Annotated in this window: 8 protein-coding genes; all 8 read left to right on the forward strand. The window is 26.8% G+C overall.

Annotated elements, in window-relative coordinates:
- The first annotated feature begins 373 nt into the window (after positions 1-373).
- The 8 genes from G3997_RS01475 to G3997_RS01510 all read left to right on the forward strand — a co-directional run bounded on the left by G3997_RS01475 (position 374) and on the right by G3997_RS01510 (position 6,463).
- Positions 374-913: a helix-turn-helix domain-containing protein gene (locus tag G3997_RS01475; RefSeq protein WP_296646975.1), complete on the forward strand. Its 540-nt coding sequence runs from the start codon at positions 374-376 to the stop codon at positions 911-913.
- A 16-nt stretch (positions 914-929) separates the two neighbouring features.
- Positions 930-1,973, forward strand: coding sequence for a spermidine/putrescine ABC transporter ATP-binding protein (potA, locus tag G3997_RS01480; protein ID WP_296646978.1), 1,044 nt, complete (start codon positions 930-932; stop codon positions 1,971-1,973).
- A gap of 1 nt (position 1,974) precedes the next feature.
- Complete coding sequence (locus G3997_RS01485) at positions 1,975-2,811, forward strand: ABC transporter permease (protein WP_296646981.1); 837 nt, start codon at positions 1,975-1,977, stop codon at positions 2,809-2,811.
- Positions 2,812-2,915: 104 nt separating this feature from the next.
- The gene (locus G3997_RS01490) at positions 2,916-3,590 is read left to right on the forward strand and encodes an ABC transporter permease (protein ID WP_334299835.1); all 675 of its coding nucleotides are present in this window, start codon (positions 2,916-2,918) and stop codon (positions 3,588-3,590) included.
- Positions 3,590-4,642: an ABC transporter substrate-binding protein gene (locus tag G3997_RS01495; RefSeq protein ID WP_296646984.1), complete on the forward strand. Its 1,053-nt coding sequence runs from the start codon at positions 3,590-3,592 to the stop codon at positions 4,640-4,642. The genes G3997_RS01490 and G3997_RS01495 overlap by 1 nt, the downstream gene beginning before the upstream one ends.
- Positions 4,643-4,765: 123 nt before the next feature.
- Positions 4,766-5,743, forward strand: coding sequence for a glycoside hydrolase family 73 protein (locus tag G3997_RS01500; protein WP_296646987.1), 978 nt, complete (start codon positions 4,766-4,768; stop codon positions 5,741-5,743).
- Positions 5,744-5,828: 85 nt separating this feature from the next.
- On the forward strand, positions 5,829-6,257 hold the full coding sequence (locus G3997_RS01505; RefSeq protein WP_296646992.1) for a ligand-binding sensor domain-containing protein: 429 nt from the start codon (positions 5,829-5,831) through the stop codon (positions 6,255-6,257).
- Positions 6,258-6,358: 101 nt separating this feature from the next.
- On the forward strand, positions 6,359-6,463 hold the full coding sequence (locus G3997_RS01510; RefSeq protein WP_296646995.1) for a two-component regulator propeller domain-containing protein: 105 nt from the start codon (positions 6,359-6,361) through the stop codon (positions 6,461-6,463).
- Positions 6,464-6,501: the final 38 nt, after the last annotated feature.

Genomic DNA, 6,501 nt, shown 5'->3' on the forward strand with positions numbered 1-6,501 from the left:
CTATATTCTTTATAGTCAACTTTTTTATATTTAAATATATAAGATAAATAGTTGATATATAAACTTGAAAAATTAATAAACTTAGAATATTAGTAAATTAGAGTATTGTTGAAATTTAAATAATTAGATTTTTTATTGAAAATTAAAAATAAATTAGGGATACTAAACTTTATAAATATTAATATAAACATAAAATTAAGCAATAATATTAAAAACATTGAAATTTTCAGGGTTCTATTAATAAACATAAAATTATAAAAAAATGAAAAAACTATTGAATAATATTGCTATTTTTTATATAATGTGTTTTGTTGTTTAGAAATTTTAAACACAATGTTTATTAATAAAAACAAAATTACTAGGAGGTGAGACTATGGATATAGGTGAGAAAATAAAGCGTATGAGAATTGAAAAACAATTGACGCAAGAAGAGTTAGCTAATAGGTGTGAATTATCTAAAGGATTTATATCTCAATTAGAAAATAACTTAACATCACCATCCATTGCTACCCTTATAGATATACTTGAAATACTAGGGACGAATTTAAGGGAATTTTTTAATGAGATAGATGATGAAAGAATATGTTTTACAAAAGATGACATGTTTGAAACAGAAGATGAGGATTTAAAATATAGTTTAAAATGGCTAGTACCAAATTCTCAAAAAAATGAAATGGAACCTATAATAATAACTTTAGAGTCAGGTGGACAATATAAAGAAGAAAAGCCACATGAGGGTGAAGAATTTGGATATGTGTTATCTGGTTCAATATATTTACATATAGGTGATAAGAAAAATAAAGTAAAAAAAGGCGAAAGTTTTTATTTTAAACCAAGAGCTAATCATTATATATCGAACGCGGGAAAGACTGTTGCCAAAGTAATTTGGGTGAGCACTCCGCCATCATTTTAAGAAAGAGGTGTAATAATTGGTAGAAAATATAATTGAACTAAAAAATTTATGTAAATCTTATGATGAGTTAACTATACTGGATGACTTTTCATTAAATATAAAGAAAAATGAATTTCTAACACTGTTAGGACCAAGTGGATGTGGAAAAACTACTACTTTAAAAATAATAGCAGGGTTTGAATATGCAGATGATGGAAAGGTAGTTTTTGAAGGTAAAGACATAAATAATATGCCTCCATATCAAAGACAAGTAAATACTGTATTCCAAAAATATGCACTATTCCCTCATATGAATATATATGAAAATATAGCATTTGGATTAAAAATAAAAAAATTACCAAAGGAAGAAATAGATAGAAAAGTAAAAGAAATGCTAAAGTTAGTTGCTTTAGAAGGTTATGAAAATAGAAAAGTAGATTCATTAAGTGGTGGTCAACAACAAAGAATAGCAATAGCAAGAGCATTAGTTAATGAACCAAAGGTATTATTACTTGATGAACCTTTAGGAGCACTAGACTTAAAGTTAAGACAAGAAATGCAAATCGAATTAAAGCGAATGCAACAAAAGCTTGGAATAACATTTATATTCGTAACACATGATCAAGAAGAAGCACTTAGTATGTCTGATACAATAGTAGTTATGAATAAAGGAAAGATTCAACAAATGGGAAGTCCGGAAGATATATATAATGAGCCTAAAAACTCTTTCGTGGCTAAATTTATAGGTGAAAGTAATATATTTGATGGTACTATGTTAGATGATTTTAAAGTTGAGTTTTGTGGAAACGTATTTGACTGTGTAGATAAGGGATTTGAAAAGAATGAAAATATAGAGGTAGTTATAAGACCTGAAGATATAAAAATGGTACAACCAGAAGAAGGTATGCTAAAAGGTATAGTTACATCTACAGTATTCAAAGGTGTACACTATGAAATATTAGTTGAAGAAAATGATAGAATGTGGATACTTCATAATACTAAGAGTGCAGAAGTTGGTTCTGAATTAGGTATGGATATATACCCAGAAGATATTCACATCATGAGAAAAGTAGAGAACTAAGATGAAAAGAAAATCTTTTTTAGCTTATCCATATGTAATATGGAGTGCCATATTTATAGTAATCCCTTTAATACTAGTAGTACTTTTTAGTTTTACACGAGAAATAGATGGAAAACAAGTGTTTTCTATAGCAAATTATAAAGATTTAATGGATCCAATTTACTTTAAGGTATTTTTAAGATCTGTAATTTTAGCAGGTGGATCGACATTAATTTGTTTAATTGTTGGATATCCAGTAGCTTATTTAATATCTAAAGTTAATGTCAGCAGAAGAGGAACATTAATATTATTATTTATACTTCCTATGTGGATGAACTTCTTACTTAGAACATATGCATGGGTTGCAATACTTGGAAAGAATGGTTTATTAAATACGTTCTTAGGATTATTCGGAATACCAGCTACAAGTATTTTATATACTAATGCAGCGATATTACTTGGTATGGTTTATAACTTCTTACCATTTATGGTGCTTCCTATATTTAACTCTTTATCAAAAATGGATAATGACTTAATAAATGCAGCACGCGACTTAGGTGCAAATAGTTTCCAAGTATTTACTAAGGTAATATTCCCTTTAAGCTTACCAGGAGTTGTATCTGGAATAACGATGGTATTTATGCCAGCAGTTACAACATTTGCTATATCTAGATTACTAGGTGGTGGTAAGTTTATGCTTATAGGAGACTTAATTGAGCAACAATTTACAGTAGTTGGAGATTGGAACTTCGGATCTGCTGTATCAATATTTATGATGATAATAATACTTATATCTATGGCTGTAATGTCTAGATTTGAAGATAAATCTGATAAGGAAGGCGGTGGGTTATTATTTTAAAGTTAAAGAAATATATATCTAATATTTATTTATTCTTAGTATTTTTATTTTTATATGCACCAATAGCTGCATTAGTTGTATTTTCTTTTAATGATTCTAAATCAATGGCTCATTGGGGCGGATTTACATTCAAATGGTATAAAAGCCTTATACACAACGAGAGTATAATGAGTGCACTATATTATACACTTTTAGTTGCTTTATTATCTTCAGTAATAGCTACTATAATAGGTACTATAAGTGCAATTGGAATAAATAAAATGAAATCGAAACCAAAAAAATTAATGCTTAATATAAACTATCTTCCGGTTTTAAATCCAGATATAGTTACAGCAGTAGCATTAATGAGTTTATTTTCATTTGTTAAGATAGAATTTGGATTTGTAACGATGCTTTTATCTCACATAATGTTTAGTATACCTTATGTTATACTATCTGTTTTACCTAAAGTAAGATCATTACCTCAAAATATTGAAGAGGCAGCAATGGATTTAGGTGCTACACCTATGTATGCACTTAGAAAAGTTATACTTCCTCAAATAAAGCCAGGTATAATATCAGGATTTTTAATGGCATTTACTATGTCTATTGATGACTTTATAATAAGTTTCTTCAATACAGGAAATGGAGTAAGTAACCTTTCAATAGAAATCTACGGTATGGCTAGAAGAGGTATAAAACCAGAGATAAATGCATTATCTACTATAATGTTCGTAGTAGTACTTGGATTACTTTTATTATCAAATAGAAAACAATCTATAGTAAGGAGTGGTAAGTAATGAAAATATATAGAAAAATAGTATCACTTTTAACTATAGGTATAATGTCTGCAACTATGATGACAGGTTGTGGAAAAGGAACAGATTCTACAAAAGTTCTTAATGTATATAATGTCGGTGATTATATAGATGAAGAATTAATAAATAAGTTTGAAGAAGAAACAGGTATAAAAGTACTTTATGAAACTTATGATACTAATGAAACTATGTATCAAAAAGTAAACAGTGGAAGTACAAATTATGATTTAGTATTCCCATCTGATTATATGGTAGAAAAAATGAAAAATGAAGGTCTTTTACAAAAAATAGACTTTAATAATATACCTAATATAAAATATATAGGCAAAGACTTTTTAAATCCTGTATATGATAAAACTAACGAATATAGTGTTCCATATATGTGGGGAACATTTGGAATATTATATAATAAAAAGATGGTTAAAGAACCAGTTGATAGTTGGGACATCTTATGGAATCCTAAATATAAAGGAAATATATTAATGTTTGATTCTGTTAGGGATACTATGGGAATTGCTCTAAAAAAATTAGGCTATAGTATAAACTCAACAGATCCTAAGCAAATAAATGAAGCTAAAGATGCATTAATAAAACAAAAAGATTTAGTATTAGCTTATGTAAATGATGAAGGTAAAGACAGATTATTAGGAGAAGAAGCCGCTATGGGTATAGTATACTCAGGAGATGCTGTACTACTTATGGAAGAAAATCCTAATTTACAATATGTAATACCAAAAGAAGGAACTAATAAATGGGTAGATGCTATGTGTATACCTAAAACTGCCCAAAATAAAAAAGAGGCAGAAATGTTTATAAACTTCTTATTAGATCCAGAAAATGCAAAAACTAATGCTGAATATATAGGATATTCTATACCTAATGAAGGAGCACTAAAATTATTAGATAAGGAAATAACTGAAAATCCAATTGCTTATCCATCAGAAGAAGTATTATCTAAATGTGAAACTTTCATAGATTTAGGTGATAAAATAAAATTATATGATAAAGCATGGATAGAATTAAAATCTAAATAATATATTATAAATAGCTATATTTAATTATCAATAATTAAATATAGCTATTTTTTATTACAAAATATATTATTTTAAAAAGTTAATAGTATAATGAGATAAAGTATAAATATAAAAGGAGATACTATGGGGAAGAAAAAAATAAAGCATTTAGGGAAAAAAAGATGGAGGAAGAGGTATATATTTGAATTTTTTAAGAAAAGTATAATATTATTTGCAATGATAGTTAGTTTAATTACTTTTATTAGCATAGATAAGAATGTAAAAGAATTATATAAAGGAATTAACATTGAAGAATCAGCAATAGAGTTTTATATAGATATGGCAGATGAAATAGGTAATAAAGAAGTACAATTAAGCTGGAAAGAATTGATGGCTATAGATATGGTTAGATATGAAAAGGACCTAACTAATATAAAAAAGAAAGATGTAATAGATACAGGTAAGAAATTTATAAAAGAGATAAATGAAGATGGAAATAAAGTAAAAAAAGTAAAAAGCTTTGATGAAGTTATAGATAAGATAGGTTTTGATAGTAGTCAAAAGAAGTTGGCAAAGGTTTATTTAGATGAGTTAAAAGGAGTTTCTTTGTCTGGAGATACGTTGAAAAATCAAGATGAGAAAATTAAATTTATAGAGAATATATCTGAATTATCATTTGAAAATTATGAAAAATATAATATATTACCATCTATAACTGTAGGACAAGCAATATTAGAATCCAGATGGGGAGAGTCTGATTTAAGTAAAAATAGTAATAATATATTTGGTATAAAGGCAGATGAAAAATGGAATGGTAAAGTAGTAAGTACAAATACTTTAGAAAATTATGATGATAAGGTAGTTGCTGCATTTAGACAATATGATTCTATAGAAGATTCTATAAATGACCATGGGAAATTTTTAAGTGAAAATAAGAGATATGAAACTAGTGGTTTATTTAATGCTAAACATTATACAACTCAAGCTCAAGCATTAGAAGATGCAGGATATGCAACAAAGAAAAATGAAAATGGAGAGCTTATATATGCTGATACGTTAATAGATTTAATAAGAAAATATAATTTACAATTGCTAGACAGAGAAGTTCAAGAAATAAAATAATATATGGAATAAAATGTAAAAATATCGATGATTTGGAGTATAATAAAGAAAAATATATATGATATGTCAACAAAAGGGGAGAATTATGAGTAAGGGGAGACATTTAAAAATTTTAACTGTATGTTTTATAGTTAGTATACTATTTATATTTATATCTTGTAATCATAAATTATCCTACGCAGATTATCCTAATAATATAAACTTTAAAAATATAACTATTGAAAATGGATTATCTCAATCAACAGTTGAGACAATTTATCAAGATAGTAAAGGATATATATGGATAGGAACTCAGGATGGTCTTAACAGATATGATGGATATGAATTTAAACATTATAAAGCAGATAAATTTGATAAAAACACAATAGCAAATAATATTATTCTAGACATCACAGAAGATAAGCATGGGAACATATGGGTAGCAACATTAGAGGGAATAAGTAGAATAAATGTAGTTACAGATGAAATAAAAAATTATTATACGCATGAATATAATAATGAAANCAGATTCTAATATCAAATGATAGAAAAGTTATTGTAGGAACTACAGATGGACTAAATGTATATGATGATAAAAAAGATGAATTTGTACGAGTACTTGATAAGGAAGATGATTTGACTAGCCAATTTATATATTCTTTAGCTTTAGACTATGAAGGTAATATATGGATAGGAACTTCTGATGGATTAGACAAAGTATCTAAAAATATGAAAAAATAAAGCAGTACAAAAATGATGAAGAAAGTTCCATATGTGAT

This window comes from Romboutsia sp. 13368 (assembly GCF_018336475.1).
GTDB lineage: Bacteria > Bacillota > Clostridia > Peptostreptococcales > Peptostreptococcaceae > Romboutsia.